This window comes from Mesorhizobium koreense (genome assembly GCF_031656215.1).
Taxonomy (GTDB): Bacteria; Pseudomonadota; Alphaproteobacteria; order Rhizobiales; family Rhizobiaceae; genus Mesorhizobium_L; species Mesorhizobium_L koreense.
Window position 1 is genome coordinate 4,292,664 of record NZ_CP134228.1, and the last position, 25,502, is coordinate 4,318,165.

33 protein-coding genes and 1 tRNA gene are annotated in these 25,502 nt (G+C 62.2%); 17 read left to right on the plus strand and 17 right to left on the minus strand.

The window, feature by feature from the left end; genetic code table 11:
• Positions 1 to 4: 4 nt before the first annotated feature.
• From RBH77_RS20410 to RBH77_RS20420, 3 genes are all read right to left on the minus strand, one after another.
• A tRNA-Ser gene (locus RBH77_RS20410) sits at positions 5 to 95 on the minus strand.
• A 135-nt stretch (positions 96 to 230) separates the two neighbouring features.
• Entirely contained in the window at positions 231 to 1,436 is a 1,206-nt protein-coding gene (locus RBH77_RS20415) for an NnrS family protein (protein WP_311029392.1), read from the minus strand.
• Positions 1,437 to 1,479: 43 nt separating this feature from the next.
• Positions 1,480 to 1,962 (minus strand): group III truncated hemoglobin, encoded by a 483-nt coding sequence (locus RBH77_RS20420; protein WP_311029393.1) that lies wholly within the window; start codon positions 1,960 to 1,962, stop codon positions 1,480 to 1,482.
• A 142-nt stretch (positions 1,963 to 2,104) separates the two neighbouring features.
• On the opposite strand from RBH77_RS20420, the gene RBH77_RS20425 reads away from it, so the two are divergent.
• Positions 2,105 to 2,395, plus strand: a complete 291-nt coding sequence (locus RBH77_RS20425; protein WP_311029394.1) for a DUF6522 family protein — start codon at positions 2,105 to 2,107, stop codon at positions 2,393 to 2,395.
• 45 nt (positions 2,396 to 2,440) lie between these two features.
• Here RBH77_RS20425 and RBH77_RS20430 read toward each other — a convergent pair whose 3' ends face one another.
• Positions 2,441 to 2,971 carry a DUF2478 domain-containing protein gene (locus RBH77_RS20430; protein ID WP_311029395.1) on the minus strand — a complete coding sequence of 177 codons (531 nt, stop codon included), beginning with the start codon at positions 2,969 to 2,971 and terminating at the stop codon, positions 2,441 to 2,443.
• 19 nt (positions 2,972 to 2,990) lie between these two features.
• Entirely contained in the window at positions 2,991 to 3,419 is a 429-nt protein-coding gene (locus tag RBH77_RS20435; protein ID WP_311029396.1) for an Rrf2 family transcriptional regulator, read from the minus strand.
• A 243-nt stretch (positions 3,420 to 3,662) separates the two neighbouring features.
• On the opposite strand from RBH77_RS20435, the gene RBH77_RS20440 reads away from it, so the two are divergent.
• Positions 3,663 to 3,812, plus strand: a complete 150-nt coding sequence (locus RBH77_RS20440) for a hypothetical protein (RefSeq protein WP_311029397.1) — start codon at positions 3,663 to 3,665, stop codon at positions 3,810 to 3,812.
• 100 nt (positions 3,813 to 3,912) lie between these two features.
• On the plus strand, positions 3,913 to 4,248 hold the full coding sequence (locus RBH77_RS20445; protein WP_311029398.1) for a carboxymuconolactone decarboxylase family protein: 336 nt from the start codon (positions 3,913 to 3,915) through the stop codon (positions 4,246 to 4,248).
• A 24-nt stretch (positions 4,249 to 4,272) separates the two neighbouring features.
• On the opposite strand, the gene RBH77_RS20450 is transcribed toward RBH77_RS20445, so the two are convergent.
• Positions 4,273 to 4,821 carry a DUF488 domain-containing protein gene (locus RBH77_RS20450; protein ID WP_311029399.1) on the minus strand — a complete coding sequence of 183 codons (549 nt, stop codon included), beginning with the start codon at positions 4,819 to 4,821 and terminating at the stop codon, positions 4,273 to 4,275.
• A 123-nt stretch (positions 4,822 to 4,944) separates the two neighbouring features.
• Between RBH77_RS20450 and RBH77_RS20455 the strand changes: the two genes are divergently transcribed.
• Complete coding sequence (locus tag RBH77_RS20455) at positions 4,945 to 6,057, plus strand: pyridoxal phosphate-dependent aminotransferase (RefSeq protein WP_311029400.1); 1,113 nt, start codon at positions 4,945 to 4,947, stop codon at positions 6,055 to 6,057.
• A gap of 269 nt (positions 6,058 to 6,326) precedes the next feature.
• Here RBH77_RS20455 and RBH77_RS20460 read toward each other — a convergent pair whose 3' ends face one another.
• Positions 6,327 to 7,250, minus strand: a complete 924-nt coding sequence (locus RBH77_RS20460; protein WP_311029401.1) for a bifunctional helix-turn-helix transcriptional regulator/GNAT family N-acetyltransferase — start codon at positions 7,248 to 7,250, stop codon at positions 6,327 to 6,329.
• 277 nt (positions 7,251 to 7,527) lie between these two features.
• Here RBH77_RS20460 and RBH77_RS20465 point away from each other — a divergent pair, with 277 nt between their 5' ends.
• The gene (locus tag RBH77_RS20465) at positions 7,528 to 8,601 is read left to right on the plus strand and encodes a GGDEF domain-containing protein (protein ID WP_311029402.1); all 1,074 of its coding nucleotides are present in this window, start codon (positions 7,528 to 7,530) and stop codon (positions 8,599 to 8,601) included.
• 262 nt (positions 8,602 to 8,863) lie between these two features.
• Here RBH77_RS20465 and RBH77_RS20470 read toward each other — a convergent pair whose 3' ends face one another.
• Positions 8,864 to 9,148: an acylphosphatase gene (locus tag RBH77_RS20470; protein WP_311029403.1), complete on the minus strand. Its 285-nt coding sequence runs from the start codon at positions 9,146 to 9,148 to the stop codon at positions 8,864 to 8,866.
• 162 nt (positions 9,149 to 9,310) lie between these two features.
• Here RBH77_RS20470 and RBH77_RS20475 point away from each other — a divergent pair, with 162 nt between their 5' ends.
• The 5 genes from RBH77_RS20475 to RBH77_RS20495 all read left to right on the plus strand — a co-directional run bounded on the left by RBH77_RS20475 (position 9,311) and on the right by RBH77_RS20495 (position 13,582).
• Entirely contained in the window at positions 9,311 to 9,940 is a 630-nt protein-coding gene (locus RBH77_RS20475) for a TetR/AcrR family transcriptional regulator (protein ID WP_311029404.1), read from the plus strand.
• Positions 9,933 to 11,096, plus strand: coding sequence for an isovaleryl-CoA dehydrogenase (locus RBH77_RS20480; RefSeq protein ID WP_311029405.1), 1,164 nt, complete (start codon positions 9,933 to 9,935; stop codon positions 11,094 to 11,096). Before RBH77_RS20475 ends, RBH77_RS20480 begins: the two co-directional genes overlap by 8 nt.
• 75 nt (positions 11,097 to 11,171) lie before the next feature.
• Positions 11,172 to 11,555 carry an AbrB/MazE/SpoVT family DNA-binding domain-containing protein gene (locus tag RBH77_RS20485; RefSeq protein WP_311029406.1) on the plus strand — a complete coding sequence of 128 codons (384 nt, stop codon included), beginning with the start codon at positions 11,172 to 11,174 and terminating at the stop codon, positions 11,553 to 11,555.
• On the plus strand, positions 11,552 to 11,935 hold the full coding sequence (locus RBH77_RS20490) for a type II toxin-antitoxin system VapC family toxin (protein WP_311029407.1): 384 nt from the start codon (positions 11,552 to 11,554) through the stop codon (positions 11,933 to 11,935). Before RBH77_RS20485 ends, RBH77_RS20490 begins: the two co-directional genes overlap by 4 nt.
• Before the next feature lie 39 nt (positions 11,936 to 11,974).
• Positions 11,975 to 13,582 carry a carboxyl transferase domain-containing protein gene (locus tag RBH77_RS20495; protein ID WP_311029408.1) on the plus strand — a complete coding sequence of 536 codons (1,608 nt, stop codon included), beginning with the start codon at positions 11,975 to 11,977 and terminating at the stop codon, positions 13,580 to 13,582.
• On the opposite strand, the gene RBH77_RS20500 is transcribed toward RBH77_RS20495, so the two are convergent.
• From RBH77_RS20500 to RBH77_RS20525, 6 genes are read right to left on the minus strand one after another with little or no spacing between them, the layout of a single operon-like run.
• The gene (locus RBH77_RS20500; RefSeq protein ID WP_311029409.1) at positions 13,572 to 14,144 is read right to left on the minus strand and encodes an HNH endonuclease; all 573 of its coding nucleotides are present in this window, start codon (positions 14,142 to 14,144) and stop codon (positions 13,572 to 13,574) included. The two genes, RBH77_RS20495 and RBH77_RS20500, sit on opposite strands and share 11 nt — an antisense overlap.
• A gap of 25 nt (positions 14,145 to 14,169) precedes the next feature.
• The gene (locus RBH77_RS20505; protein WP_311029410.1) at positions 14,170 to 14,568 is read right to left on the minus strand and encodes a hypothetical protein; all 399 of its coding nucleotides are present in this window, start codon (positions 14,566 to 14,568) and stop codon (positions 14,170 to 14,172) included.
• Positions 14,565 to 14,906: a hypothetical protein gene (locus RBH77_RS20510; RefSeq protein WP_311029411.1), complete on the minus strand. Its 342-nt coding sequence runs from the start codon at positions 14,904 to 14,906 to the stop codon at positions 14,565 to 14,567. Before RBH77_RS20510 ends, RBH77_RS20505 begins: the two co-directional genes overlap by 4 nt.
• On the minus strand, positions 14,890 to 15,231 hold the full coding sequence (locus tag RBH77_RS20515; RefSeq protein WP_311029412.1) for a hypothetical protein: 342 nt from the start codon (positions 15,229 to 15,231) through the stop codon (positions 14,890 to 14,892). The genes RBH77_RS20510 and RBH77_RS20515 overlap by 17 nt, the downstream gene beginning before the upstream one ends.
• On the minus strand, positions 15,224 to 15,571 hold the full coding sequence (locus RBH77_RS20520; protein ID WP_311029413.1) for a MarR family transcriptional regulator: 348 nt from the start codon (positions 15,569 to 15,571) through the stop codon (positions 15,224 to 15,226). The genes RBH77_RS20515 and RBH77_RS20520 overlap by 8 nt, the downstream gene beginning before the upstream one ends.
• Entirely contained in the window at positions 15,571 to 15,900 is a 330-nt protein-coding gene (locus RBH77_RS20525; protein WP_311029414.1) for a beta/alpha barrel domain-containing protein, read from the minus strand. Before RBH77_RS20525 ends, RBH77_RS20520 begins: the two co-directional genes overlap by 1 nt.
• A gap of 269 nt (positions 15,901 to 16,169) precedes the next feature.
• Between RBH77_RS20525 and RBH77_RS20530 the strand changes: the two genes are divergently transcribed.
• The 3 genes from RBH77_RS20530 to RBH77_RS20540 all read left to right on the plus strand — a co-directional run bounded on the left by RBH77_RS20530 (position 16,170) and on the right by RBH77_RS20540 (position 19,210).
• Positions 16,170 to 16,976, plus strand: coding sequence for an MBL fold metallo-hydrolase (locus RBH77_RS20530; protein ID WP_311029415.1), 807 nt, complete (start codon positions 16,170 to 16,172; stop codon positions 16,974 to 16,976).
• A gap of 823 nt (positions 16,977 to 17,799) precedes the next feature.
• On the plus strand, positions 17,800 to 18,186 hold the full coding sequence (locus RBH77_RS20535; protein WP_311029416.1) for a YciI family protein: 387 nt from the start codon (positions 17,800 to 17,802) through the stop codon (positions 18,184 to 18,186).
• 118 nt (positions 18,187 to 18,304) lie between these two features.
• Positions 18,305 to 19,210 (plus strand): S1C family serine protease, encoded by a 906-nt coding sequence (locus RBH77_RS20540; protein ID WP_311029417.1) that lies wholly within the window; start codon positions 18,305 to 18,307, stop codon positions 19,208 to 19,210.
• A gap of 180 nt (positions 19,211 to 19,390) precedes the next feature.
• Here the strand turns inward: RBH77_RS20540 and RBH77_RS20545 are convergent, their stop codons facing one another.
• Entirely contained in the window at positions 19,391 to 19,990 is a 600-nt protein-coding gene (locus RBH77_RS20545) for a DUF922 domain-containing Zn-dependent protease (RefSeq protein WP_311029418.1), read from the minus strand.
• 184 nt (positions 19,991 to 20,174) lie between these two features.
• Here RBH77_RS20545 and RBH77_RS20550 point away from each other — a divergent pair, with 184 nt between their 5' ends.
• Both RBH77_RS20550 and RBH77_RS20555 read left to right on the plus strand, forming a co-directional pair.
• Positions 20,175 to 20,810 (plus strand): glutathione S-transferase family protein, encoded by a 636-nt coding sequence (locus RBH77_RS20550; protein ID WP_311029419.1) that lies wholly within the window; start codon positions 20,175 to 20,177, stop codon positions 20,808 to 20,810.
• 6 nt (positions 20,811 to 20,816) lie between these two features.
• On the plus strand, positions 20,817 to 21,410 hold the full coding sequence (locus RBH77_RS20555) for an O-acetyl-ADP-ribose deacetylase (protein ID WP_311029420.1): 594 nt from the start codon (positions 20,817 to 20,819) through the stop codon (positions 21,408 to 21,410).
• A 98-nt stretch (positions 21,411 to 21,508) separates the two neighbouring features.
• On the opposite strand, the gene RBH77_RS20560 is transcribed toward RBH77_RS20555, so the two are convergent.
• Positions 21,509 to 22,183: an outer membrane protein gene (locus RBH77_RS20560; RefSeq protein WP_311029421.1), complete on the minus strand. Its 675-nt coding sequence runs from the start codon at positions 22,181 to 22,183 to the stop codon at positions 21,509 to 21,511.
• A 180-nt stretch (positions 22,184 to 22,363) separates the two neighbouring features.
• Between RBH77_RS20560 and RBH77_RS20565 the strand changes: the two genes are divergently transcribed.
• Together RBH77_RS20565 and RBH77_RS20570 are read left to right on the plus strand one after the other, a co-directional pair.
• Positions 22,364 to 22,975 (plus strand): LysE family translocator, encoded by a 612-nt coding sequence (locus tag RBH77_RS20565; RefSeq protein ID WP_311029422.1) that lies wholly within the window; start codon positions 22,364 to 22,366, stop codon positions 22,973 to 22,975.
• Between the two features lie 26 nt (positions 22,976 to 23,001).
• Positions 23,002 to 24,960 (plus strand): acetyl/propionyl/methylcrotonyl-CoA carboxylase subunit alpha, encoded by a 1,959-nt coding sequence (locus RBH77_RS20570; RefSeq protein ID WP_311029423.1) that lies wholly within the window; start codon positions 23,002 to 23,004, stop codon positions 24,958 to 24,960.
• Positions 24,961 to 25,113: 153 nt separating this feature from the next.
• On the opposite strand, the gene RBH77_RS20575 is transcribed toward RBH77_RS20570, so the two are convergent.
• A complete protein-coding gene (locus tag RBH77_RS20575) occupies positions 25,114 to 25,380 on the minus strand; it encodes an SEL1-like repeat protein (protein ID WP_311029424.1) in 267 nt (88 codons plus the stop codon).
• Positions 25,381 to 25,502 lie beyond the last annotated feature (122 nt).

Here is a 25,502-nt window from a genome sequence, read left to right on the forward strand (position 1 = left end):
GGGATGGCGGAGAGGATGGGATTCGAACCCACGAGGCCCTTTTGGAGCCTACTCCCTTAGCAGGGGAGCGCCTTCGACCACTCGGCCACCTCTCCGGTACGGCGCTGGATAAAGAAAAGCGGCGCGACAATCAACAGCGCCGTGGTCCGAGTCACAGTTCCAGACATGGCAGACGGTGAAGCGTCCGGGGCCGCATCCGAAATGGCACGTTCAGCCGTCCACATGTTCTTTCAGGAGGCCGGCCGGTTGGGGTGCCGTGCCGGCACGCGCGGTCGCGAGACCATAGGCCCGTAGAGGGCGGCGAAACCGAGGAATGCCACTGCCCACAGGCCGGCTGAAATGTCGAGCAGCACGGGATGGCCGGGGATGAACGCCGCGCAGACACGCACAAGCGCTGCCAGCAGCACGGCAACATAGATGAGGCAGGTTCCGGGACCGGCCTTGAGGTCGCGCCCGGTGTGGCCAAGCGTCGCCCGGGTCATGACGGCGAGCGTCATGGTGCCGATCGCACCGACACCGAGCGCATGGAGCCCGGCCGCGGACGGCACAAAGGCGGGCGCAAGCGCCGCCAGCCCGGCAAGGAACAGGCCGATCGGCACGCAGGCGAAGCCGACGTGGAGGATCAGCACCAACGGGTCGCGCCATGTGCGATCACCCGCCCAGCGGGCGAGCCGCGCCGCTGACAATACCGCCGCCACGATCAGCGCCACACCGGTCGCCACGCTACCGGGGAAGAACGTCCAGGCCGCGAGCGCGAGCACCGATATCCCGATTGAAACGGCATCGAAGCGGTTGATGGGCGCCGGCAGCCGGCCAGGATTTTCCCGCACCAGCCAGTTGCGGGTGAAACTCGGCACGATACGCCCGCCGACGATCATGATGAGGGCGATTGCCGCGCCGAGGCCAAGACGCCGCGAGACGTCCGTGACGCCCTCGAAGTGCGCCTCGGCGTGGAACACCGCGTTCGCAGCGAACAGCACCGTCACCGGCAGCAACACCTTGAGGTTGCGCCAGTTGCGGCCGGCGACGATCTCGCTCGCGGCCGAGGCGGCCACCGCGAGAAGGAAGGCGCAGTCCACTACACCCGCCGCCAGCCAGCCGATGCCGGCGGAGAAGAAGACTGCGAAGCGCCCCGCCAGCCACAGGAGCGTCAGGGCAAGAAGCGGCAGGCCCTGCACCGGCAAGCGGCCGGTCCAGTTCGGGATCGCGGTCAGCAGGAAGCCGGTGACGACCGCCGCGAGATAGCCGAACAGCATTTCGTGCACGTGCCAGTCTACCGGCGCAAACGTGCTCCAAGTATCGACATCGCCATAGAACAGGGGCAGCCAGAACAGGATGGCCAGCCCGGCGTAAAGCGCGCCGGCGAGAAAAAAGGGCCGGAAACCATAGGAAAGAATAGCCGGGTAACGGCCCGGCTTCACGCGTGGAATGGCCATCCGGGTTCCCGTCTACCCTGGGCAAGGGCGCAGCCGTTCCGGTTCACAGCGAATCCTCGAGGATCGGACAGATGCCGAGCGTGCTTTCGCCGTGATGGAAGGCGCGCGCCAGCCTGAAGGAATGGGCGATGCGGATCGCCCGGTCTATGAAGATTTCCGCCACCGGCTCCGGGCAGACGACATGGACTGTGGCGCGGAACAGTGTCAGCCAGCGGCGGAAATGCTCCTCGCCGATGTCGGGGATGATGAGATGCGGCTGGAGCGGCTGTCCGGTGTAGCGCGCGGTGCGCAGGAAGCCGGAAGACCAGAAGTCGCACATCTTCTGCAGATGGGTCGGCCAATCGTCGATCACGCCGTTGAAGATGGGCCCGAGCAGATCGTCCGTGCGGATCTTGTCGTAGAAGCCGTGCACGACGTCGTGGATCATCTGCTCGTCGAGCATCTCGGGCAGCGGAATACCATCGATGAGGATCGTCTTGCGGTTGGCCGGATCGTATCTGCGGCTCGGGTCGTCATTTTCGTTCATTCTGTCCTTCGCCATCCCGTGCAGGTTCTTCCATGGCGGTCCGGCATGGACGCCCTATCTGGTCTCTTGCGTAAATGCCCGGCTAAAACATATATTGTCAATCTATGTTATTGACGGGAGGGCGCGAGACAGGGTCGCATCGATGTCCGATAACGCCGCATCAAAGGTAAAGCTGGAGCACGACCGCGAGGGCGATTTCATCCTCGATCCGGAGCTTCTGGCGGAGCGTTTCGCTCTTGGTCCCGAACGCTTCCGCCATTTCGTCCAGTCCGGTCATGTCAGAAGTTCGGTCGAGCAGGGAATGGGCGAGGATGAAGGCCGACAGCGCCTGACCGTCCGCTGCGGCAACCGCGCCTGGACGGCGGTGGTGGATGCCAACGGCAACGTGATCAGCGAAAACCTCACCGTGCTGCGTCACGCGCCGGTCCGGTAAGAGCAGGCGCCCACCTTGCCAGCCAAGGGACCAATCGCAGATCCATCATTCTTCCCCGATGCGCGGCCCTTCCCGCACTGTATCCCACCAGCGGTCGAGCGCCACGCGGTCAGGCGCCATCCAAGTGGCGTCGGGGGCGAAGGCCCGAAAAACCTCGGCATGTTTTTCGGACAGGGCGAGAAGCGATGGCTTTCCAGCGGCGACGGCGGCTTCGAGTGCCCGCCACAACCCCTGATGCGCCGCCTCCAGCTTGCCGAACTTGTTGAAAACGACGAGATCGCTTGCCGCGATCTGGGGCAGCACCGCGGCGCACGCCGCCTCCACGCCTTTTGCGTCGATATGGCATGCGCTGTCCCCGGCTGGAACGTCGCGGTAGATGGTGAAGCGTTCGCCGCTCTCGATATCGCGCAGATAGCCGGCGCCGCAGGAACGGTCCGGCAGGCCGTGTTCTTCTGAAAGCACGCCCGCGACCTTTGCACCTTCCGCCCGCCAGCCGGCGACCGCCGCGGCGATTACAGCCTGGGCGGCCGTGCAATGGGCTCCCGATACCACACCGAGCCTGCCTGTCGCCGTCATGTCGTTTGCCCTTCCAAACCTATGCCGCTGGCTTTATGCCGAAATCCGCGGGCGCAAGCAGCAGATCGGCAAGCGTGTAGCGGTCGAGCGTATCCGAGAAGGCGGTGAGCGCCTCATGCAAGAGGCCGCGCAGGCGGCAGCATGGCGTGATCAGGCAGGTATTGTTGCCGCGGAAGCATTCGACCAGACCGAAGTCAGGCTCCGTCACTCTCAGCACGTCGCCGAGCCGTATCTGTTCGGGGCGTTTAGCGAGCTGAAGGCCGCCGGAGCGGCCGCGTACCGCATTCAGGAACCCGGCGCGGGTCAACTGGTTGGCGACCTTCATCAGATGGGCGCGCGAAATGCCGTAAAGCTCGGCAGTCTCCTCGATGGTGATCAGCCGCTCGTTCCGGGCGGCCGCATACATCAGGAGGCGCAGCGAATAGTCGGAGAAATCTGTCAGTCGCATCCGCAATCCTTGCCACCGGCTCGGCGGCTCATGCACCAAAGATGCCCCTGTGGTATATGTTTTGCAAGCGCGTCTCGGCGGGGTACGCATGGTCGCACCTTTAAAAAGATGAATTGACAATACATCTTAATGGTTCGACTATCGTCGACGGGGTGCTTGGTCCGCTGTGGCAGCGGTCAATTTATTGTCAAACCGTCTCGGGCAACCGCGGCGGGCCAGCGCCCACGGAACCGGAGAACGATCATGGACGATCGCAGCCAGAAGAGCGGAAACGAAACGGGGCCTGTATATATCCAGTCAGGGACGGACCAGGACAGCACGCTGCTTCCGATGCTGATAGCCGGGCTGGTGATGATCGTCATCGGCATGATCGTCGTCATGTGGCTCACCTGATTCGACGCCGAGGCGCTTTACGCGGAGCCTCGTGCGGTTAAGCAGGAGTAGCGGCATGAGCCTGTGGCGAGGCCGCGCCATGGCAGGAGATTCCATTCAGATGAGCGACACACTCTACCCGAAAGCCACCAGAGAGATCGCGGCGAAGCGCCGTGAACTTGCCCCGGAGGCCGAGGCGGCGTTCCAGGCATTCAGCAAGGCGGTTTTCGCCGAGGGAGCGCTGTCGGCGAAGACCAAGCAGTTGATCGCGGTGGCGGTCGCCCATGTCACCCAGTGCCCCTACTGCATCAAGGGGCACACCAAAGCGGCAACACGCGCGGGCGCAACGCCGCAGGAACTGATGGAAGCCGTCTGGGTGGCTTCCGAAATGCGCGCCGGCGGCGCCTACGCCCATTCGGCGCTGATGCTCGACACGCTCGAACCCAGTTCGGAATAAGCCTGTCCGCTGTGGCGGGAGAAGCTACAACAGCGATGGCTGCTCGGGCGGATAGGTGATGGAGAGCCCGTCGACAGCGGCGAAGGCGGTCAGCTTGTGCGGCCGCCAATCCGTCTCCGACAATATTTCGATTACCGGCACGTCACGCACGAGAAGCGCGTCGGCGACGAGCGAGCGATGGCAGCGCCACGGCACGGCCTCCGCGCACATGATCGCCGTGCGCTTTTCCCGGCCAAGCTTGACGAGTGTCTCCACCGCCTCGACGAAGGCCGGGGTCTGCATGTAATCGGCGTACCCGCGAAAGCTGGCGTTGCGCCAGCCGGCATTCGGCGAATCCTTGCGGGTATGACGCAAGCCACCCAGTTCCGGCATCGGCCGGTATTCGATGCCCTGTTTTGCCAATTCAGCAGGAAGCGTATCGGCATTGAACTGCGGGTTGCGGCGCGAACGCGGTATGGTTCGGATGTCGGCGAGGCGTTCGATGCCATAGGCATGCAAAAGCTCGATGAAGCGCTCCAGCGGCAACGTCGAATGACCGACGGTGAAGATCGTGCCTCGCGGCCAATCTGGCATTTCCGGCAATCGTTTTTCTTCCATGCCGCCTATCTAGCGCGGCGCGCGGTTCGCCGACAGTTCATGATTGCCCGTCCTCCCCTTTCCCGCTACGTATCCGCGCCTGCTAACGGAACTTCCATCATGCCCGATCGTCCGCGCCTCACAACGCTTGCCCAGTCGCTGCCGGCTACCGTTCCCTTTGTCGGTCCGGAGACGCAGGAAAGGCAGCGAGGCCGACCCTTCCGCGCCCGCATCGGGGCCAACGAGAACGGCTTCGGCCCCTCGCCGAAGGTGGCGGAACGAATGGCCGCCGTCGCCGGCGAGATGTGGAAATATTGCGATCCCGAGAACCACGACCTCAAGACGGCGCTGGCCGCGTATCATGGCGCGAAGCCGGAAAACATCGTCGTCGGCGAAGGGATCGACGGGCTGCTCGGCCTCGTCGTGCGCCTGATGATCGAGCCCGGCATGCCCGTGGTGACGTCGCTCGGCGCCTATCCGACCTTCAACTATCATGTCGCCGGCTTCGGTGGCCGCCTCGTCGCCGTGCCCTATGTCGACGACCGCGAGGATCTGCAGTCCCTGCTCGACGCGGTGAAGCGCGAGAACGCGCCGCTCGTCTACCTCGCCAATCCGGACAACCCGATGGGAAGCTGGTGGGAAGCAGGCGAGATCACGCGTTTCATCGAGGCGCTGCCCGATACCACGCTGCTGGTGCTCGACGAGGCCTATGGCGAGATGGCGCCGGCCTCCGCCTTGCCACCGCTCGACACGGACCGGCCGAACGTGCTTCGCATGCGCACCTTCTCCAAGGCCTACGGGCTGGCGGGCATGCGCTGCGGTTACGCCATCGGCGAGACGGAAATGGTCCGCGCCTTCGACAAGGTGCGCAACCATTTCGGCATGTCGCGGATGACGCAGGAAGCCTGCCTGGCGGCGCTGGCCGACCAAGACTATTTGAAATCGACGCTGAAGAAGATCGCGGATTGCCGCATCCGCATCGCCGGCATCGCGCGGGAGAACGGCCTGACCGCCCTGCCCTCGGCCACCAATTTCGTCTCGATCGATTGCGGTCGCGGCGGCGCCTACGCGCTCAACGTGATGAACGCGCTTATCGCGCGCGACGTGTTCGTTCGGAAATCGATGGCACCAGGGCTCGACCGCGCCATCCGGGTAAGTTGCGGCCCCGAGAATGAGATCGCCATCTTCGCCGATGAATTCCCCGGAGCGCTTGCGGATGCGCGGGGAAATTAAAGGCTCGTTGGACGACAATGCGTCCTTCGAGGCTCGCTCCGCTCGCACCTCAGGATGAGGGAGTCAGAGTCCGCTCCGCTCGCATATCAAGGGAAGTGATGTTTGTTTCTGCGTGGTCGTACTCGTGGGTACCTCGCAGGCAGGCTTCAATTGATTCTTTGAAGTTCGCTGTACTTCAGGATGAGGGCTTTGGCACGAACCTCCCTCATCCTGAGGTGCGAGCGGAGCGAGCCTCGAAGGACGCGCGGCAGGAATGCCGGCTTACAGCCTCAAAGTTCCAGCTCCCAGTTCTGGCCGACAAGGTCCTTGCCGAAACTGTGGTGGCGTTCCTCCTCGACGAGCACGAACCCGGCCTTTTGATAAATTTTGCGGGCGGCGGTCAGCACGTCGTTGGTCCATAAGACGAGCTTGCGATAACCCGAGGCGCGCGCGGTCGCGATGCATTCGTCCACCAGCCGGCGACCGACGCCGAGGCCGCGCGCTGAAGGCTCGACATAGAGCAGGCGCAGCTTGGCCGTCTCCTCGTCCTTGCGGACGAGGAAGACCGAGCCGATCACGCTTCCGTCGCGCTCGGCGACCCAGCAATATTCCTTGCCCGGCTTGAAGTTCAGCACGAAATCGGAGCAGATGCCGGCGATCAGCCCCTCATAGCCGATATCCCAGCCATATTCCTCTGCATAGAGTACAGCCTGACGGTGGATGATCCAGCCCATGTCGCCGATGCGATAGGGGCGGATCTCGACCTCGTTTCCCTGCCCTTGCGGCCCGAGCATCCTTTCGATCCCGGCCATGGAAGCGGTCAGCCGCCGCCTTTCCTCTTCCTTGAGTGGAGAAAGCATGCGGCCGATATCGATATCGGCCTTGGCCCACAAATCCGCCATCACCTTTTGTCCCTCCGCCGTCAGGCTCAGCCGGCGGCGGCGACGGTCGCCCTCGTCCGGCTCGGCGGCGAGCAACCCGGATGCCGCGAAGCGCTTCAGGATGCGGGCGAGATAGGCCGGATCGAGGCCGAGATCCCGGCCGATGTCGACGGCGAAGGGAGATGGACCGTGCGCAAGCTCGAACAGGATGCGCGCTTCGACAAGCGTGAAGGCGCTTTGTGTCAGCGTCTCGTTCAGGAAGCCGGCGGTGCGGGTGTAGAAGCGGTTGAACCGGCGAACATCCGCGACCTGCGCGGCAAAGGTCTTGTCCATCGTCGTCTCCGTGGCAATCGAAGCGAAGAATATCAAATTAATGGACGAAGTCCATCATTATGCTGGACAGCGTCCATTTAACGCCGTTTCCTATCAGGTAACAATCCGGCGTTGCAGATCACCTACTTTACGTTGAAATAAGTGATTAACACAACGTTAGGAATACTGCTTTAAGTTGAATAAAGAGGGGCTTGGCATCTCCGCGCCCAAGGCGGGCACGGCAGCGAATGCCAGTGGGACCCGGCGCCGTCAGGTGCCGGAGGGGGCAAGTTACCGCATGCAGCCGTCGGAAGCGTCGGGCGCGCGCCCGCTCGATATTGCCAGCAAGATCGCGCTGACGCTGCGCCAGATGGGCATTCCCGGCCTGCCCCGGAACTATGAGCTTTTCTACGAAGCCTATACGGGCACGAACCAGGCGCTGATCGCCGATATCATCGATCTCGGCACGAAAGCGACACAGGCCAGGCTCGACACCATCAGCGCCCGGCATCTCGGGCGCGGACGTGCCGAAGACGTCGTGGAAAGCGCCCGCAGCGAAATCGCCGGCAAGATCGATGAAGTCATGATGCTCCTGCTCAAGGAGCGTAAGTCGCTGGAAAGCTACGGCAAGTTCCTCGACGAGACCTCTTCGGGCATCGGCGACAGGACGGCGCTTACCAAGGAGCTTCTGGCCAGGATCGTCGGCGTGATGGCGACCGCGACCGGCACCACCATCGACCATGGCAAGCAGATCGCGCGCTCGATGGCCGACAAGTCGGCGGAGCTCGAAAAAGTCAAATCCACGCTCGAAGAATACAAACGGCTGGCCGATACCGATCCGCTCACCCAGATCCACAACCGCCGTGCCTTCGACAACGCACTGACAGGCATCTACGCGCACAGCAAGGCGATGCTGCCCGGATCGCTCATCATCGCCGACATCGACGATTTCAAGCGCATCAACGACTGCTACGGCCACCCGACCGGCGACCATATCATCCAGAACGTCGCCGCGATCCTGCAGGCGATCGCGCCGAGCGGCGTCTTCGTCGCGCGCACCGGCGGCGAGGAGTTCGCGCTACTCACGAGAAGCGGCGGCGAACAGGCTGTCGCCGAGCTGGCCGAGCAGGTGCGCATGGCCATCGAGCACGGCGACTATTCCAGTCTCCAGAACAGCGAGCCCTGCGGCCCGATCACCGTCTCGATGGGAATGTGCATGGCATCCGAAGCGGGCTCGCCCGACGACCTCTACGCCAAGGCCGACCGGGCGCTCTATGCCTCCAAAACCGGAGGTCGCAACCGCGTCACACTGCATTCCTCACTCGCCAAGGGCGAGTTCCGCAAGGGCTGGATGCTTTACAAGAACGATTAGAGCACGGGAACAGGCGGGCTATAGCGCAAAGAAGCTCTCTCGCCGGGGACCGAACGTGTCCCTTTTTACTGGGCGGTCATCGCCTATGAGGTTCGACCCCCACTCCGATCAGCTTCGCTGACCACCTCTCCCCTGATCGACGGGGGAGAGGAAGTGGCGGTCGCAACGCCTTGCTCCTTTCCTCGCCCCCACGAAGTGGGGGAGAGGTGGCGCGCGAAGCGCGACGGAGTGGGGGAACATCCGCCGTAAGCTATAACGCCGGCTATCGAGCAATCCGGAAGCCACTGCCCATATCCTCCTGGATCGAGGCTTCGGAGGAAACCTTCGTCACCGCCGCACCCGGCGGTCCGACCCGAAGCATGTCCAGCATCCGCTCGACACTCTCTTGCGGCCCTTCCAGGCGCGCAGTCACCGAGCTGTCCGCCTCGTTGCGCACCCAGCCGACAAGACCGAGTGCCTGAGCTTCGTGAAGGGTCCACGCACGAAAGCCGACGCCCTGAACGCGGCCTTCGATCCTGACAAGCACGGCCTTCGTCTCTATTTCCATCGACCCGCCTTCGCTTGCGCCTTCTCCAGTTCCTCAATCTGTCACTTTCCGCCCTGAATTCAATCGCTGTCCGCGGAAAGAGACCGGCGCCCCAGCCTCTCGTCGTCGCCCTTGAATTAATTGAACGTTTGTTTTATTATTCACCTCGGAGGATTTTCGATCATGGCACGGACGACGGGTTCCGACGGTGAACGCACCGAACGAGCGCTGCGCGAAGCGGCGCTGACGCTGATGGCGCGCCATGGTTATGACGCCGTGACCATGCGCCAGCTCGCCGCCGAAGTGGGGGTGCAGGCGGCCGCGCTCTACCGCTATTTCCCGACCAAGGAAGACCTTCTCTTCACGCTCATGCGCGAGCATATGGAGGGGCTGCTGGCCGCGTGGGAGAAGGCGCGCCCCTCCTCTCCCGCTCCGACGGCGCGGCTTTCCGCTTTCGTGCGCAACCATATCCGTTTCCATGTCGAACGGCGCCATTCGACCCATGTATCGAACATGGAACTCAGGAGCCTGTCGCGCGAGCGGCTGACGTCCATGCTGAGGCTGCGCTCCGCCTATGAGAAGGAGTTGCGCCAGATCCTGCGCGATGGGGCGGAGGATGGCACGTTCGCGGTAGAGGAGCCGGCGCTGACGGCGATGGCGATCATCCAGATGATCACCGGCGTCATCGTCTGGTTCCGCCCCGATGAACGGCTCTCGGTCGAGGAAGTCGCGGAAACCTATCTCGGCATGACACTGCGCCTCGTCGGCGCGAAAACGACAACGATAAAAGAGCGGGAGAAGGCAGATGTATGATCATTCGATGAATTTCGGCCTCGGCGAGGACATCGAGGCACTGCGCGACCTCGTCCGCCGCTTCGTGCGCGACGAGATCGCGCCGAAGGCGGCCGAGATCGACCGCGAGAACGATTTTCCCGCCGAGCTTTGGGAAAAGCTTGGCTCCATCGGCGTGCTCGGCATGACCGCCGACCCCGACTATGGCGGCTCGGGCATGACCTATCTCGCTCATGTCATCGCCATGGAGGAAATCTCGCGCGGCTCGGCGGCCGTCGGCCTCTCCTACGGCGCGCACTCCAATCTCTGCGTCAACCAGATCAACCGCTGGGGCACGCCCGAGCAGAAGGCCAGATATCTGCCCGGCCTTTGTGCCGGCACGGCAGTCGGCGCGCTCGCCATGTCGGAGCCGGGCTCCGGCTCCGACGTGGTGTCGATGAAGCTCCGCGCCGACAAGAAGAACGACCGCTATGTACTGAACGGCAACAAGATGTGGATCACCAACGGGCCAGATGCTTCGACGCTCGTGGTCTATGCCAAGACGCAGCCGACCATGGGCTCGCGCGGCATCACCACCTTCCTGATCGAGCGTGAGATGAAGGGTTTCTCCGTCGCGCAGAAGCTCGACAAGCTCGGCATGCGCGGCTCCAACACCGGCGAACTCGTGTTCGAGGATGTGGAAGTGCCCTTCGAGAACGTGCTCGGCGAGGAGGGCAAGGGCGTCGAGGTGCTGATGTCCGGGCTCGACTATGAGCGCGTGGTGCTGTCGGGCGGGCCGCTCGGCATCATGGCCGCCTGCCTCGACGTCGCCGTGCCATACGTGCAGCAGCGGCGGCAGTTCGGCCAGGCGATCGGCGATTTCCAGCTCGTCCAGGGCAAGATGGCGGACATGTATACGCAGCTCAACGCCTGCCGCGCCTATGTCTACGCCGTGGCATCGGCCTGCGACCGCGGCGAGACGACGCGTAAGGATTCGGCCGGCTGCATCCTCTACGCCGCCGAACGCGCCACCCAGACCGCGCTCGACGCCATCCAGATGCTCGGCGGCAATGGATATATCAACGATTATCCGACCGGGCGGCTCCTGCGCGACGCCAAGCTCTACGAGATTGGCGCTGGAACGAGCGAGATAAGGCGCTGGCTGATCGGAAGGGAAATGATGGGGGAACAAACATAAATGGCAGAACATGGATAATTTGCCATTTCTGGCGATAAATGCCATATTGAAAGGGTAATGACAGGAGGTGTTTCCATGCCTGCCCGCAAAGGCTTCGCCGAAGAGCCACGGCCATTCGACCACGACGACAGCGGCCTTCGATCCGTCGATTACACACGGCTGAAGATCGATTCCGCCGGCCGCATCGTGATCCCCGCAGAGATGCGGACCGCGATGCTGGTGAAGCCCGGCGACACGGTGACGGCCGAGGTCGTAAACGGCGAATTCCGCATCGTCTCGGCCGAGATAGTGCTGCGGCAAATCCAGGCTTTGGCGCGCCAGCACAAGCAGCCTGGCGTCGATGAAGTCGATGAATTCATCGCCGACCGCCGGGAGGAAGCGCGGCGTGTGGACGAACGCTTTGATCGGCTGGAGCGCGAAGCAGCGGAAATTGCGGCGGCGCGCAACCAGAAAAAATGACCCGCTACGTCTATGACAGTTCTGCCTTGTTGGCGATCATTCTCGGCGAGTCCGGTGCGGATGTCGCCAGTGCAAACATTGCGAACGCGATGGTTTCCAGTGTCAATCTCGCCGAAACCTTTTCCCGAGCCGAGGACAAAGGAATCCCCGTGGACAAGACGGAGCGGTTCCTGGCGGGCAAAGCGGTTCAGTTTGTCGAATTCGACGCCGATCTCGCCCGCGTTGTGGGTGCAATGCGGGCCAAAACGCGCAGTCGAGGCCTGTCGCTCGGCGACCGTGCCTGTATCGCGCTTGCATTGAGGGAGCGAGCGACGATCATGACCGCCGATCGCGTCTGGGCCGAACTCGATCTGCCCTGTAAGGTCGAACTTATTCGTTGATTTCCGGCGCCAGCCGCCAGCGCCGATATTGGAGATTTCATGCCCGCCCTCGCCTCCTCCGTCTCCCCCGCCTCCGAAACCTTCAAAGCCAATGCCGAGAAGATGCGCGAGCTCGTCGCCGACATCGCCGAGAAGGCCGCAACGGTCGAACAGGGCGGCTCCGAGGAATCCCGCCAGCGCCATGTCGCGCGCGGCAAGCTCCTCCCCCGCGAGCGGCTGGCGCAGCTTCTCGATTTCGGCTCGCCCTTCCTCGAGATCGGCCAGTTCGCGGCCTGGAACATGTATGGCGAGGATATCCCCTCGGCCGGCATGATCGCCGGCATCGGCCGCATCGAGGGGCAGGAATGCGTGATCGTCGTCAACGACGCGACGGTGAAGGGCGGCACCTACTATCCGATGACGGTGAAGAAGCATCTGCGCGCGCAGGAGATTGCGGCGCAGAACAACCTGCCCTGCATCTATCTGGTCGATTCCGGCGGGGCGAACCTGCCCAACCAGGACGAGGTGTTCCCCGATCGCGAACATTTCGGCCGCATCTTCTACAACCAGGCCAACATGTCGGCCGCCGGCATCCCGCAGATCGCCTGCGTGATGGGCAGTTGCACGGCGGGCGGCGCCTATGTGCCGGCGATGTCGGACGAGGCGATCATGGTGCGCCGCCAAGCGACGATCTTCCTCGGCGGCCCGCCGCTCGTGAAGGCGGCGACCGGCGAGGAGGTTTCGGCCGAAGATCTTGGCGGCGCCGACCTCCACACACGCCAGTCGGGCGTGGCCGACCATTACGCGGTGGACGACGCGCATGCGCTGGCGATCGTGCGGCGCATCGTGAAAAACCTGAATCGGAAGAAGACGATAGGGCCTGCCCTTCGTGATCCGATTCAACCCCTTGACGATCCGCGCGAGATCTACGGCGTCATCCCCGCCGACAGCCGCCAGCCCTATGACGTGCGCGAGGTGATCGCGCGCATCGTCGACGGTTCGGAGTTAGACGAGTTCAAGGCGAATTATGGCACGACGCTGGTCACCGGCTTTGCGCATCTCTGCGGCATGCCGGTCGGCATCCTCGCCAACAACGGCGTGCTCTTCTCCGAAAGCGCGCAGAAGGGCGCGCATTTCATCGAGCTATGCTGCCAGCGCAGGATCCCGCTCGTCTTCCTGCAGAACATCACCGGCTTCATGGTGGGCCGGAAATACGAGGCCGGTGGTATCGCAAAGGACGGCGCCAAGCTGGTGACGGCGGTGGCGACCGCGCGCGTGCCGAAGCTCACCGTCATCATCGGCGGCTCCTTCGGCGCCGGCAATTACGGCATGTGCGGCCGCGCCTATTCGCCCCGCTTCCTGTGGATGTGGCCGAACGCGCGCATCTCCGTCATGGGCGGCGAGCAGGCCGCGACCGTGCTGGCGCTGGTCAAGCGCGAGGGCATCGAGCGCAAGGGCGGCACATGGACCGCCGAAGAGGAGCAGAAGTTCAAGAAGCCGATCCTCATGAAATACGAACACGAAGGCCACCCCCTCTACTCCTCCGCCCGGCTATGGGACGACGGGATCATCGACCCGGCGAAAACGCGGGAGGTGCTGGCGCTCAGCCTGAGCGCAGCGCTGAACGCGGCGGTGGAGGAGACGAAGTTCGGGGTGTTCAGGATGTGAGGCCCTGGTTAGTATTGCCAGGCATTGGCCCGCCAATGACTTTCTTCAGTCGTGTTCGGTCGCCCTCCCTCCAAGCTTCAATGATCTGTCGTCCCATTTCCGAAATATTCACGGTATAGGTCACAAGCTGCCAGTTGTTATTTGTTTTTTGCTCTCCACTTGCAAGTCCGGCGGCAATTAGTCGTGCAAAATGCAAGAGTCCATCACCTGAGACAACCAAAAAATCAGGCTCGTGACTATTCAAGAATAGGAGTTTGTCGATCGCATCTATATCGAATGCCCGTGAAATAGCAACGAGCATTGCCTTGTACGTATATATGGAATCAGCTGATATATTGCCGCGGTGATACATGTCATGGCAATAGGAACAGAGGGCGATGAGGTTTGATGGTTCGTCTGGCCCGCCCGCGTGCACCTCCCATATATGATGCATGTCCAAGGCTAGAATGTTTCGGCAGCTAGGCACTGCACAACGATAGCCACACTCCGTGAGCAGAAGCTCGCGCGTTTCAGTTGATAGCCTTTTTCGTTCACGCGGTTTTGCTTTGGTTTTAGCGGCCATTTTTGTCTAGCAGTTCCTTCCGAATCTATTTCGCGTGCCCGACAATCGTCCCGATCACGCTGCGAGGAAGTCGCCTAAATAGATTACTCCACTCGAAGGTAATGGTCCCGTCTTCTTCGATACGCTGGCGTAGCAGGTCGTCCCTCAATAAAGGCTTCAAATGATGGTCGAGCGCCTGAGGACTATTAAAGCCAAACTCGGAGACGAGATATGACTTCGTTCTTGGCTCAACACACTCTTTCATAATTGCTTTGCCTTTTTCAGTTTTAAGATGCTCCAAAACGTATTTCTTAACTATTTCAGCATTCGCGATACTTTGAATAGTCTCAAGAGCGCTCAGTCGATCTTTGATAGCGACAAGCTCATCCTTAAGCGATTGCGACGTGACCTCTATTCCATCCTTTTTAGATCGTTTGTCAGTCATTCGTCCGCCTCGGTATTTCCGTCCTCACCAGTCACACCTAAGCCAAAGTCATTGAGATCGAATAGCCTCACGCGCTTCCTATCCGCGTTGATACCCATGAGGCCTAATGAAGCGCAGTGATTTCCAAGTGCGACCACCGCGTTGGGGCTCATCTTACAGGCGATACGTATCTGCGCTACCGTCGCGGTACCATCAAACATCTGATAGGCCATCCGTGATTTGGCGTCGGGAAGCGCTGCTTCGAGCGCCACCCTCACTTGGCCATGAGCGGCAGCTCTGACCCAGTTTCGAAGTTCGACGAGCACTTGGAGCACCTGCTCTTCACTTGCTTTCTGCATAGCTCTCGAAGAAGTTGGAGGGAATCGAAATGGCCAACTTTGGCTTCTTGGGATCACCGATAAGCAGCTTCGCTTGATGCAGCTTGCCCACCAATGTGCTAAGGTGCCCTTTGTTTACGGAAGTTTCTCCATGGATCTCGGTTTGAGTCCTAGTCCCATTCATCAACAGTACGGATTTCTGCTTCGTTGAACTTGAACCGACAATTTCCAGTAAAGCCATCCGCTGCCTAGCGTCCCGCTCGGCAATCTTATCCTCCGCAAGGAGTTTGAGTAATGCCTCTATCCTTTGAAGGATTTCAACAACTTCACTGGCTTCGTCAGACATCCGCGTCTCCTGCATCGCTAAAGAAGCCCTCAGGGAGAGCAATAGCGAGTTGGGGTTGCTTAGGGTCACCCGTTAAAAGGCCTGCATCTTTCAACCTTTTCACTAGTACGCTTAAATCACCCTTATGGATACCGCATTCGGCGACAATACCTGCCTGATTTCTTGTGCCATTCATGAGGGGTACTGCCTTAGCTTTCTTACCGGCGGCGCTTCCCACGATACTACGAAGTACTTCACGCGGCTTTTTATCTCTTTGAGCTAGGTGCGGTTCAGCAATCAACTTGAGAAGATCACGCATTTCAGCCAATACACCCAGCATCTGCGAAGAATGATCGCTCATCAGTGTTCTTTCCCCAAAGTTTCAAGGAAACTAAGCGGCGTTGGAAAGGTCAGCTTGGGTTGCTCATCGCCCACGCCGATAAGCCCCCCTTCCCGCATCGCCTTCACTAAGCGGCTTAGATCCCCAGCATCAACTCCACATTCTTTTCGAATTTCCACCTGTGAGCGAGTGCCATCCATCAGGGCGACGGCATCTGCCTTGCGCTTGCTCTTCCCAACGACTTGACGAAGCGCTTCTCGCAGTCTCTCGTCTCGCTTGGCAATCGCTGGCTCTGCCAGCAGTAACAAGAGGTCGCGAATTTCTCGCAGGAGGCTAGTGTTCTCATCCATCGTGAAACACCAAATGGCTGGGTTAAAGAGAGCGAATCATCAATAGAGGCTTCTTCGATCACGATGATGTTTCAAGATGTAAAACAACTTATTCAGAAGAATCTCCTTTTTGAGGGCGAATCGTGAGTCCCTGCGGCGAGCACAGGACGGCGACAGTCAAGATGTTGCTGCCAATTACCAGCATCGGAGATTGTCGCGAATCGTACGCAATGAACGCGTACGGCGAATCGGCTTCCGCGCCCTCTCCGGACGACTTAGAATACTTCACCATGCCCCGCTTCATCTGCAACGCCTGCGGCACGCAATTTCCCGAAAGCACCGAGCCGCCCACCGCCTGTCCGATCTGCGAGGACGAGCGGCAGTACGTGCCGGCCGGCGGGCAAAGCTGGACGGAGATGGCGGCGCTTGGGTGCGACCACGAGATCGGCTGGACGGAGGAGGCGGACAGGCTTTTCAGCCTGAAGATGCGGCCGGCTTTCGCCATCGCCCAACGCGCCTTCCTCATCCTGCATCCAGACGGCAACATTCTTTGGGACTGCGTTAGCCTGATCGACGCGGCGACGGTGCGGCGGATCGAGGGGCTCGGCGGGCTTGCCCATATCGCCATCTCGCATCCGCATTATTATTCCTGCATGGCGGAATGGAGCGCGGCTTTCGGCGGCGTGCCGGTGCATATCCACGAGGACGACGCCAAGTGGGTGCAGCGCGACGACGCCGCCGTGAAATTCTGGTCGGGCGAGCGACTTCCGCTCGGCGCCGCGACCATGATCCGCTGCGGCGGCCATTTTGCGGGCGCGTCGGTGCTCTCCTGCCCGTGGCTTTCGGGCGGGCGCGGTGCGCTCTTCTCGGGCGACACGATCCAGGTCGTGCCCGACCGGCATCACGTCTCCTTCATGTATTCCTATCCGAACCTCATCCCGCTGGCTGCTGCGGAAATCACCCGCATCGTCGATGCCGTCCGCCCCTTCGCCTTCGATGCCATCTACGGTGCCTTCGAGGGAAGGACGATCGCGCGGGACGGCAAGGCTGCGGTGGAACGCTCGGCCGAGCGGTATCTGAGGGCGATCGGGAGGTAGGCGCCCTCGCCCGCCTCTGTTTCACCCCTCACCAAGTTCGCCCGCCGGTTCGGCGTTGCCTCACCGGGGCTCCCTATCTGCCCTCCGCTATTGCTTCGGGCGTTCGTCGCTGGAAAAGCCAAATCGTTGGCTTTTCCCCGGCCAGTGGCCGACCGCTCCTCACCCCACAAGGGGCGAGGAAGGGGCTGCACCGGCCGTCCCGCCAACCCCCAGAGTCGGTGATTAGCAGCAGCGTCATGGCCACGCTCCCTTCGCCCCTTGTGGGAGAAGGTGGCCGAGCGAAGCTCGGTCGGATGAGGGGTACCGGGCCGAACAGGACGTGGATAAACCTGCGCCCGTTTGTCTCCCAACCCGTTCATATTGCCGCCTTTCCGTATTTTCTTCTCCCCTTTTTCTCCACGCCTCCTGCCCATCCTCCATAATCCCTTTCAGTTCCTCCCATCGGGAACACCGATCATGACGGTGATTGCGTGGGGAGGAGCCGGCGCCTCCGCCTTGATGCTGACGTGGCATCACGGCCGGGGAGGTCCCGCCTGGAGGTTCCCCTGGGGGCATTATGACCCCTGCGTGCCGGTAGAAGGCACACAGACCCCGGGACGAACGCTGAACCTGTTCGGAGTGACTACCCTTCGGCAGGTTCAGGGTGAGGCTCGGGGAGCAGCGGAACAGGCGGGAACAGAAATCGCCGGCGGGGCGCGTGTGTCGCGCCACGTATTTATATTCGGAAGGCACGGCATCGCGCCCCGCTTCCCGGTTTCTTGACAATGGCCAGGGCCGAAAGGCAGCGTGGCGGCGCCCATTTTGCCCCAACAAGGAGCCGCCCATGTATTATGCCATTCTCGCCTATCATGCCGACGACGCCTTCGAGACCTGGAGCAAGGAGGAGGACGCCGCACTGATGGACGATCTTCTCAAGATCAACGACCGCCTCGTGGCCGGGAAGCATCTCGGGCCGGCGGCAAGGCTCGGACCGGTCGAGGGCGCGAAGACCCTGCGCGGCAAGGGGAGCGGCGACATGGTCATCGACGGGCCCTTCGCCGAGACCAAGGAGCAGTTGCTCGGCTTATATATCGTCGATTATCCCTCGATCGACGGGGCGATCGAGGCGGCGCGGGAGATGCGCCGCGCCAACCCGACCGCCGTCTACGAGATCCGCCCGGTGATGCTCTACCTGCCGGGAGCGGCGCTGGCCGAAGGCGGTAAGGCCTGACGGCAACCGGCCCGGCCTGGGTGTCTTGCGTGTTGCTCGATCTGCCATATCTATAGGAGCAAGAAGGGACCTCCGGGCGCGAGGCAACCTCCGCGCCCCGCCAAAGCCGGTGCCAAAAATGAACGGAAATCCGATCCGCCCCTCCGTCGTCTCCATCCGCACGACCATTCCGGACGACGCCTTCACCGCCGATGCGCTCGGCACGCGCCGCGAGGGCAGCGGCGTGGTGATCCGCGACAACGGGCTGGTGCTGACCATCGGCTACCTCATCACCGAGGCCGATGAGGTCTGGCTGACACGGCATGACGGCATCGTTCTGCCCGGCCACGCGCTCGCCTACGACCAGGAGACGGGTTTCGGCCTCGTGCAGGCGCTCGGCGATCTCGGCCTGCCGGCGCTTGCCTTCGGCAATTCCGCCGGCGCCAAGGCCGGCGATCCGATCCTGCTCGCCGACGGGTCCGGCCGGGCGGTCGAAGGCAAGATCGTCGCTCGCCAGGAATTCGCCGGCTATTGGGAATATCTGCTCGAAAACGCCATCTTCACCGCCCCGGCGCACCCCTCCTGGGGCGGGGCGGCGCTGGTCGGCGACGACGGAAAGCTGCTCGGCATCGGGTCGCTGAGACTGCAGATGGGCGAGGGCGATACGATCAAGGACATCAACATGGTCGTCCCGATAGACCTCCTGCCGCCGATCTTCGACGATCTGGTGACGCGCGGCGCGGTGGCCAAGCCGGCGCGCCCGTGGCTCGGCGCCTTCTCGGCCGAGTATAATGGCGAAGTGGTGGTGATGAGCGTTGCCGACAACGGCCCGGCCGACAAGGCCGGCCTGCAACGGGGCGACATCATCTCCGACGTCAAGGACAAGGAAGTGAACGGCCTCGCCGATTTCTACCGCAGCATCTGGGCAAGCGGCCCGGCCGGCACCGAACTGCCGTTGCGTGTCGTGCGCGACGGCCGCGAGACCTGGCTGCGGGTGAAGTCCATCGACCGGGCGGCGGCGCTGAAGAAGCCGCAGATGCAGTAGCGAAGGGAAGCGGCCTGTGGTTGCGTCCTTCGAGGCTTGCTCCGCGAGCACCTCAGGATGAGGGAGGTTGGTGCCGTTCGATATCAAATTCTGAGAGACCTGGGGGAGCGATGCCTTGATCACAGCGCCTCAGTTCAGCACCCGGAGTGGCGCCCACAAAACGAGCCTCGAAGGACGCACCTAATCCCGGTCGCCGTTGACCAGCGCCAGGATGAGTTGCTGGACGTTGCCGTCCTTGCCCATCTCCACTTGATCGAAATCCCGGTTCTTCTTGCGCATTGCGGCGGCGAGCGTGGCCACGCGTTTCGTCACCTCGGTTCGGATTTTCCGGCATGATGGATCGCCGGGAACGCTCAGCCCCTCGGTGGCGGAGCGGATCGCGTCCACGGTCTCCTTGATGATTTCGCCATGCACCCGTTCATGCGCCGTGATGCCTGCGATGAACGTCCTCCACAGCGCCTCGGTCCGCGCCGGCAGCTTGCCGGAAGGTTTCGGAAGATGGGTGATCAGCGTCAGGTGCGGCACAGCTGTCGTCAGTCGGCAATCGCCGCCTTCGGGCACGTATTTCCGCGTCCAGGTCAGCCGGTAATCGGTGAGCGCGATGGCGCGGCCATTCCGCGATTTCGGGCCGTGCTCGCCGATCGAGCGGTAGAGCTCGATGCCCGAACCGCCCGATACGGCATAAGGTACAAGTTTTTCGGCCGCCTGGACCTCGGCGGAGGACGCCGGGCGCGGCAGCAAGGGCACCAGAAACAGGAATGCCACGATCGCTTTCTTCAATTGTTTCCTCACAGGCCGCGTATCATCCATCCCGCGTCGATACAGAATTCCGTTCGCCGCGTCACCGGCTCTTGGCAATCGCGGGGCGCCCCCATCCTGACGCCAAGTGTCAGGAAGTTGTGACGGCTCTTCTTGTCCAGCCTGCCCGCTCATGCCAGTTTGCGCGCCCTGCGGAGAACCTCCCATGATCCTCATCGGCCAATATGATTCCCCTTTCGTGCGCCGCACCGCCATCGCCATGCGGCTCTACGGCATCGCCTTCGAACATCGTCCGTGGTCGACCTTCGGCGATGCGGAAAAGATCCGGCCCTACAATCCATTGCTGCGGGTGCCCACCCTGGTTCTGGATAGTGGCGACGTGCTCATCGAAAGTCTTGCCATCCTCGATTACCTCGACGGACAGATGCCGCCGGCAGAGCGGATGTTCCCGCAGGAGGAGCCGGCGCGGCACAAGGCATTGAAGCTCGCTTCGCTTGCCGCCGGCATTTCCGACAAGGCCGTCGCCCTCTACTACGAGCAGAACCTACACGGCGAAGGCGCTGTCTCGACGATGTGGGTGGAACGGTGCCGAAGCCAGATAAAAGGCGCGCTGGCCGCGCTGGAGAAGGAACGCGCGGCTGCCGGCAGCGGTTATCTGTTCGGCGACCGCGTCGGTCATGCCGATGTCACCGTCGCGTGCATGCTGAGGCATCTTCGCGAGGCGCACCCGGAATTCCAGCCGCTCGACGGACTGCCGGCGCTCAAGGATCACGCCGAGCGGATGGAGGCGCTGCCTGTCTTCCAGGAAATCCAGCAGCCCTTCATCCCACCCAAGGAATAGCAGGACATGAATCGAATACACCTCACCGATACCGGAAGCCGGTCATCCGCCGCGCCTTACGGAAAGGACAGTCAGGCAACGCCTGAAACCCGCCTCTCCGTCGTGCGCGCCGATATCACGACGCTCGACGTCGACGCGATCGTCAATGCCGCGAATTCCTCTCTGCTCGGCGGCGGCGGGGTCGACGGGGCGATTCATCGCGCCGCCGGGCCGCAACTGCTCGCCGAATGCCGGCTTCTCGGCGGTTGCACCACGGGCGATGCCAAGATCACCGGGGCTTACCGGCTGCCGGCCCGGCACGTGATCCACACGGTCGGCCCCGTCTGGCACGGCGGGTCGAAGGGCGAGCCCGAACTGCTCGCCTCTTGCTATCGCAGATCGCTGGAACTCGCGCTCCAGTATGGCTGTTCGAGCATCGCCTTTCCGGCGATCTCGACCGGCATCTATGGCTATCCGAAACCCGAAGCCGCGGATGTCGCCGTGCGCACCGTCGCGACGTTCATCGCGGAAAACGACCAGCCCGCGCGCATCGTCTTCTGCTGCTTCGACGCCTACGCCGCCGATCTCCACCGGCGTGCTGTGGCGGCGCTAGGGGGTTGAACGACCGCAAGCGCGGATAGGGTTGCGAGAGGGGTGATACCCTCGCCAAGTTCGCTCGACGGCTCGGCCGAGCTTGTCAGATCGGGCGAACTGACCTCTCAGAACTTGTAGGCGATGCCAAACAGGACTTCCTGGGTTTTGAGATCGTTTTTGCTAGGGAACGAATATACGGAGAATTTCTCGCTGCCGAAATCTGCAAACCGATATTCGGCTCTCAATATGATCTTATCGGTAACGGCGTAATCCAACCCCGCGCCGATATTCCATCCGATGCGTGTCGAGCTATGGGTGGCAACCGTTTTGTCGTGGAAGCGGAGTTTATATCCGCCAAATGAGACGCCGCCCGCGACATATGGGAGGAAGCGGCCAACCGCGTATCCAACCCGGCCGCGCACCGCGCCGTTCCACGACATTTTGAATGAAGTGGGAATGAAGTTGCTGAGCGTGCCCGAAACGCCGCCAATGCTGAGGATCCAGTCATCTGTTTTGTCCTCGAGATCGGCAGCGTTGATATCGGCTTCGAGCCCAAGCACGATATTGTTGCTCATCTGGTAATTGTAGCCGGCATAAAGTCCGCCCAACACGCCAGTAGCATTATGGTGGACGTCAGTTATCCACACCGGCACGATATCTACCCGGGTAGTAGATTTGCTCCAGCCATACCCGATCTGCGCTCCGACATATACACCGGACCAATCATAGGTCTGATCCTGCGCGGCTGCGGTTCCGGCGCCGAGCAAAAGCGCGGTCGTTGCAAGCAACAGCAATTTCATTGGCGGAATCCCCACAGCCGATGACCTGACGTAACACGCTCCGGTTGCATGTACAAGAAATCTGACACGTTCCTCCCATCGGCTCGGGCCGGAAGGCAGCGTAGTAATGGAAAGGTCGTGCTCTTGCGCTGAGGCCCTGCCCCGCTACTGTACGATCTTCAAACGAACGGGTGCCACGCCATGTCGCTTGCCTTCCTCCTCACTTCCCTGATCGTCGTCGTCGCGCCGGGCGCCGGTGTGCTCTATACGCTCTCGGCCGGGCTTTCGCGCGGCGCGCGGGCAAGCGTCTTCGCCGCCTTCGGCTGCACGCTCGGCATCCTGCCGCACATGGCGGCCGCCATCACCGGGCTTGCCGCCCTGCTCTATGCCAGTTCGGTCGCGTTCGAGGCGCTGAAAATCCTCGGCTGCATCTATCTGCTCTACATGGCCTGGAACACGCTGAGGGAGACCGGCGCCCTCAATATCGAAGGTCGAACCGCACCGGGTTCGGGGCTCCGGATCGTCCTGCGTGGCATCCTCATCAATATCCTGAACCCGAAGCTCTCGCTCTTCTTCTTCGCGTTCCTGCCGCAATTCGTGAATGCCGGCGCACCCGACGCGCTGCCGCGGATGCTTGAACTCAACCTCGTATTCATGCTGATGACCCTCGTCGTGTTCGTCGCATACGGCGTCTTTGCCGCGGCGGTCAGGAACCATATCGTTTCGCGGCCGCGCGTGCTCGCCTGGATGCGTCGGAGCTTTGCTGCCGTGTTCGTCCTGCTCGGCGCGAAGCTGGCTTTGGCCGAGCGCTGACGGCGGGCTCAAACCGGGAGAAAGAATTGTTCCAGAAAATCCTGATCGCCAATCGCGGCGAGATCGCCTGTCGGGTTATCCGCACGGCGCGCAGCATGGGCATCGCCACCGTCGCCGTCTATTCCGATGCGGACGCCGGCGCGCTCCACGTCTCGATGGCCGACGAGGCTATACATATCGGCCCCTCCGCCGTCGGTGAAAGCTACCTCAAGGGCGACCGGATCATCGAGGCAGCGCAGAAGACCGGCGCCGAGGCGATCCACCCGGGCTACGGCTTCCTTTCGGAAAACCCGGACTTCGTCGATCAGGTGACGGCGGCGGGCCTCGTCTTCATCGGCCCGTCTTCGTCTTCGATCCGCGCCATGGGGCTGAAGGACGCTGCAAAGCGACTGATGGAGAAGGCCGGCGTACCGGTGGTGCCCGGCTATCACGGCGAGGCGCAGGAGATCGTCGTGCTCGCCTCCAAGGCGCGCGAGATCGGCTATCCCGTGTTGATCAAGGCGCGAGCCGGAGGCGGCGGCAAAGGCATGCGCCGGGTCGACGACCCCGACCGCTTCGCCGAGGAACTTGCCGCGGCAAGGCGCGAGGCCAAGGCCGCCTTCGGCGATGACCGGGTGCTGGTCGAGAAATATGTCGAGAAGCCGCGCCATATAGAAATCCAGGTCTTCGGCGACAATCATGGCGGGGCGGTGCATCTGTTCGAGCGCGACTGCTCGGCGCAACGCCGTCACCAGAAAGTCATCGAAGAGGCCCCAGCGCCGGGCATGACGCCCGAAATGCGTAAGGCGATGACCGAAGCGGCTGTGAAGGCGGCGAAGGCGATCAAATATTCGGGCGCCGGCACGATCGAATTCATCGTCGACGCATCGGATGGGCTGAAGCCCGACCGCTTCTGGTTCATGGAGATGAACACCAGGCTGCAGGTCGAGCACCCGGTGACGGAAATGGTCACCGGTCTCGACCTTGTCGAATGGCAGCTTCGCGTTGCCGCCGGCGAAAAACTGCCGAAGATCCAGAAGGAGATCACGCTCTCCGGCCACGCTTTCGAGGCACGCATCTATGCCGAGGACGCCTCGAAAGGTTTTCTACCGGCGATCGGCACGCTCCATCATCTGCGCTTCCCCGACCATACCGAGAGCGGAACGGTACGCATCGAGACGGGCGTGCGCGAGGGTGACGCCATCTCGCCCTACTACGATCCGATGATCGCCAAGCTGGTGGTCTACGGCGAAAATCGCGAGGCAGCGCTCGGTGCGTTGGCCGATGCGCTCGACCATGTGCGGATCGCGGGGTCGGTAACCAATACGCCTTTCCTTGCGGCACTCGCGCGCGATCCGGATTTCGCCTCAGGCAACGTCGATACGGGGCTGATCGGGCGCAAGCAGGAGGAACTGACGCGAGCGCGGCCGGCGGGCGCGAGCGTAAAGGCGCTTGCCGCGCTTGCGGTGGCGAACGCCGACAGCGGCGGCCGTAAATCGGCCGATCCGTGGTCGAGCCTCACCGGCTACGCCCATTTTCACTCGATCCCTCGGCGCACGGCGCTCCGCTACGGTGAAGACGCGGTGGACGCACGGGTAGCGACGCGTGGCGACGGGCGCTTCGAAGTGGAAGTCGAGGGCACTGCCTTCGCCTTTTCCGCCGATGCCGTTTCAGGTCGCGCCGCACTCTGGCCGGGCCACGTCACCGTGTTCGACGGGCCGTCCGGCTACACCTTCTCCGCACCCGACCCGCTGGCGCGAGACGTCGATACGGCCGCCGGAGCGGCGAGCCTCAGGGCGCCGATGCCCGGACTGGTCAAGATCGTGCGCGCGGCGGCCGGCGACGCCGTTGCGAAAGGCCAGCCGCTGCTTGTCCTCGAAGCAATGAAGATGGAGCATACCATCACCGCGCCGCATGACGGTCTCATCACCGAGATCGCCAGCGAGGGCGCGCAGGTGACCGACGGAACGGTGCTGGTTCGGTTCAAGGAAGAAGAGACCGTCTGAACGCAAAAAAGCCGCGCCGGCATTATCCTCGCCGGTCGCGGCCTTTTCGCAAGCTTCCATCCTGGCGTCCCCATACGCCGTGACAGCCGCCTTCCCTGTTGTCTTCCCGGCGGCTTTTGCCGCTCGTTTTATTGTTCGTCCTGATCGATAAGATCAGTGCATCGTCATCCATTCGCGCGCTTCGCGCAGCGCCTGGGCGATTTCCTGCTTGTTCATCGTCGCCGAAAGTTCGGCGCGCAGTTCCGCGGCGCGGTCCGAACCCTTGATGGCGGCGATGTTGAACCATTTATGGGCTGCCACCAGATCGATCGCGCAGTCGCGGCCGGTGGCATACATCATGCCCATCTCGAAAAGAATGTCGGCCTGAGCGCCCGATCCGACGGTCCCCAAACCCGCTTCCAGAACCTCATAACGTGCCATTTTCTTTGTCCCTGTCCTACTCCTGGAGCCACGTTCTCTTTTGTCGTTTGAACGCTCGCATCCGATGGTTCGAAGGATGCAGGGGAGGCTTGAATCCGTCGTTAAATGGCGTGCTTAATTTG

Bases quoted from the DNA above. Each gene is read 5' to 3' on its own strand.
- RBH77_RS20415 (WP_311029392.1), bottom strand. From the start codon at position 1,436: ATGGCCATTCCACGCGTGAAGCCGGGCCGTTACCCGGCTATTCTTTCC.
- RBH77_RS20420 (WP_311029393.1), bottom strand. From the start codon at position 1,962: ATGAACGAAAATGACGACCCGAGCCGCAGATACGATCCGGCCAACCGC.
- RBH77_RS20425 (WP_311029394.1), top strand. From the start codon at position 2,105: ATGTCCGATAACGCCGCATCAAAGGTAAAGCTGGAGCACGACCGCGAG.
- RBH77_RS20430 (WP_311029395.1), bottom strand. From the start codon at position 2,971: ATGACGGCGACAGGCAGGCTCGGTGTGGTATCGGGAGCCCATTGCACG.
- RBH77_RS20435 (WP_311029396.1), bottom strand. From the start codon at position 3,419: ATGCGACTGACAGATTTCTCCGACTATTCGCTGCGCCTCCTGATGTAT.
- RBH77_RS20440 (WP_311029397.1), top strand. From the start codon at position 3,663: ATGGACGATCGCAGCCAGAAGAGCGGAAACGAAACGGGGCCTGTATAT.
- RBH77_RS20445 (WP_311029398.1), top strand. From the start codon at position 3,913: ATGAGCGACACACTCTACCCGAAAGCCACCAGAGAGATCGCGGCGAAG.
- RBH77_RS20450 (WP_311029399.1), bottom strand. From the start codon at position 4,821: ATGCCAGATTGGCCGCGAGGCACGATCTTCACCGTCGGTCATTCGACG.
- RBH77_RS20455 (WP_311029400.1), top strand. From the start codon at position 4,945: ATGCCCGATCGTCCGCGCCTCACAACGCTTGCCCAGTCGCTGCCGGCT.
- RBH77_RS20460 (WP_311029401.1), bottom strand. From the start codon at position 7,250: ATGGACAAGACCTTTGCCGCGCAGGTCGCGGATGTTCGCCGGTTCAAC.
- RBH77_RS20465 (WP_311029402.1), top strand. From the start codon at position 7,528: ATGCAGCCGTCGGAAGCGTCGGGCGCGCGCCCGCTCGATATTGCCAGC.
- RBH77_RS20470 (WP_311029403.1), bottom strand. From the start codon at position 9,148: ATGGAAATAGAGACGAAGGCCGTGCTTGTCAGGATCGAAGGCCGCGTT.
- RBH77_RS20475 (WP_311029404.1), top strand. From the start codon at position 9,311: ATGGCACGGACGACGGGTTCCGACGGTGAACGCACCGAACGAGCGCTG.
- RBH77_RS20480 (WP_311029405.1), top strand. From the start codon at position 9,933: ATGTATGATCATTCGATGAATTTCGGCCTCGGCGAGGACATCGAGGCA.
- RBH77_RS20485 (WP_311029406.1), top strand. From the start codon at position 11,172: ATGCCTGCCCGCAAAGGCTTCGCCGAAGAGCCACGGCCATTCGACCAC.
- RBH77_RS20490 (WP_311029407.1), top strand. From the start codon at position 11,552: ATGACCCGCTACGTCTATGACAGTTCTGCCTTGTTGGCGATCATTCTC.
- RBH77_RS20495 (WP_311029408.1), top strand. From the start codon at position 11,975: ATGCCCGCCCTCGCCTCCTCCGTCTCCCCCGCCTCCGAAACCTTCAAA.
- RBH77_RS20500 (WP_311029409.1), bottom strand. From the start codon at position 14,144: ATGGCCGCTAAAACCAAAGCAAAACCGCGTGAACGAAAAAGGCTATCA.
- RBH77_RS20505 (WP_311029410.1), bottom strand. From the start codon at position 14,568: ATGACTGACAAACGATCTAAAAAGGATGGAATAGAGGTCACGTCGCAA.
- RBH77_RS20510 (WP_311029411.1), bottom strand. From the start codon at position 14,906: ATGCAGAAAGCAAGTGAAGAGCAGGTGCTCCAAGTGCTCGTCGAACTT.
- RBH77_RS20515 (WP_311029412.1), bottom strand. From the start codon at position 15,231: ATGTCTGACGAAGCCAGTGAAGTTGTTGAAATCCTTCAAAGGATAGAG.
- RBH77_RS20520 (WP_311029413.1), bottom strand. From the start codon at position 15,571: ATGAGCGATCATTCTTCGCAGATGCTGGGTGTATTGGCTGAAATGCGT.
- RBH77_RS20525 (WP_311029414.1), bottom strand. From the start codon at position 15,900: ATGGATGAGAACACTAGCCTCCTGCGAGAAATTCGCGACCTCTTGTTA.
- RBH77_RS20530 (WP_311029415.1), top strand. From the start codon at position 16,170: ATGCCCCGCTTCATCTGCAACGCCTGCGGCACGCAATTTCCCGAAAGC.
- RBH77_RS20535 (WP_311029416.1), top strand. From the start codon at position 17,800: ATGTATTATGCCATTCTCGCCTATCATGCCGACGACGCCTTCGAGACC.
- RBH77_RS20540 (WP_311029417.1), top strand. From the start codon at position 18,305: ATGAACGGAAATCCGATCCGCCCCTCCGTCGTCTCCATCCGCACGACC.
- RBH77_RS20550 (WP_311029419.1), top strand. From the start codon at position 20,175: ATGATCCTCATCGGCCAATATGATTCCCCTTTCGTGCGCCGCACCGCC.
- RBH77_RS20555 (WP_311029420.1), top strand. From the start codon at position 20,817: ATGAATCGAATACACCTCACCGATACCGGAAGCCGGTCATCCGCCGCG.
- RBH77_RS20560 (WP_311029421.1), bottom strand. From the start codon at position 22,183: ATGAAATTGCTGTTGCTTGCAACGACCGCGCTTTTGCTCGGCGCCGGA.
- RBH77_RS20565 (WP_311029422.1), top strand. From the start codon at position 22,364: ATGTCGCTTGCCTTCCTCCTCACTTCCCTGATCGTCGTCGTCGCGCCG.
- RBH77_RS20575 (WP_311029424.1), bottom strand. From the start codon at position 25,380: ATGGCACGTTATGAGGTTCTGGAAGCGGGTTTGGGGACCGTCGGATCG.